This window comes from Aminobacter sp. P4_H6_2, from assembly GCF_056400805.1.
Map to the genome: position 1 here is coordinate 1 of NZ_JBFUKO010001020.1, position 1,144 is coordinate 1,144.

Sequence of the window (1,144 nt, forward strand, 5' to 3'; positions counted from 1 at the left end):
ACTATGAGGAAGGGGATTTGGAAAATGCCCGAAGAATCTGTTGGCGTTACGTCTGCTTGTTGATCCCCGCTATCAATCCATAGGACGCGCCTAGACGGAGCGCGGCGCCTGCCGCCCCGTGTCGCCAGCGTGCTCCTGCCGTCACCATGCCGCAAGCCTCTGACCGACCGCCTCCGCCGCCTCTCGCGARCACGCTATAGTTGGCCACATCCGGGCAGTCGAAGCGTTCGATCGCGAGCGGACGCAACGCAGCACGTCCGTCTTCGCTTTCATGGGCGCACAACAGTGCCTGCCGCAGGGCTGACACCATATCGGCGGGCGCAGTTCTGGATGCAACGAGCGTTGGACATGGAAGTGGCCGGATCGTTGCGACGACGCGCAATCCCACCACTGCATCCGGTTCGTATATTGACAACAACTTGTAGGCGTAGGCATCCATAGCCCCGACCTCAATGCGGCCCTCACGGGAATCCCGGACTGTCCAACCCCAAATCGCCGTCGGTAGGTCCGCAGCCATTTGGACCGGCCCATCGCCGCAGTTAGAAGGACGGGTGTAAAGGACACAGACTGCGGACTAGCATCGGCGTTTGGGCCGATTTGGCGCGGAATCTGGCAGTTTTGGGGCTCCGTGGGAATCTCTGCAACGATACACGCTGAGGGAAGAGGAAGTTCCTGGGGTTGAAGCGGTTGACGCGGATAGGGCGGAAGCGTTCGAGGGCCGTCGTCGACCTCGTCAACAGGCTCGAGACTGAGACCCGTGCCGGTCGGCAGGGCCGCATCGCAGACCATCTCACCCGGCTCGAATTCGTCGTGTTCGACGAACTCGGCTATCTTCCCTTTGCCCAGGCCGGCGGGCAGTTGCTCTTCCACCTGATCTCGAAGCTCTACGAGCGCACCTCGATCATCATCACCAACAACCTGGCATTCGGTGAATGGCCGAGCGTCTTCGGCGACGCCAAGATGACAACCGCGCTGCTCGACCGCCTCACCCACCATTGCGAGATCGTCGAGACCGGAAACGAATCCTGGCGCTTCAAGAGCCGCTCTCAAGGCTAAAGCCGAAAAGCCAATTAGCCGCGCCCGATCAGGCTGCGCAACCCCGACCAGCTCCCCTGATCGGGCGCTAACCGGCGTGCCCTTCAAC

At 61.5% G+C, this 1,144-nt stretch carries 1 protein-coding gene and 1 pseudogene; one reads left to right on the plus strand and one right to left on the minus strand.

What is annotated here, in order from left to right; translation table 11 throughout:
- Nucleotides 1–46 precede the first annotated feature (46 nt).
- Entirely contained in the window at nucleotides 47–517 is a 471-nt protein-coding gene (locus tag AC1DUU_RS32615; protein ID WP_476787417.1) for a PhnD/SsuA/transferrin family substrate-binding protein, read from the minus strand.
- A gap of 185 nt (nucleotides 518–702) precedes the next feature.
- Here AC1DUU_RS32615 and AC1DUU_RS32620 point away from each other — a divergent pair.
- Nucleotides 703–1,056, plus strand: a pseudogene (locus AC1DUU_RS32620) (ATP-binding protein); the annotation flags it as partial.
- Nucleotides 1,057–1,144 lie beyond the last annotated feature (88 nt).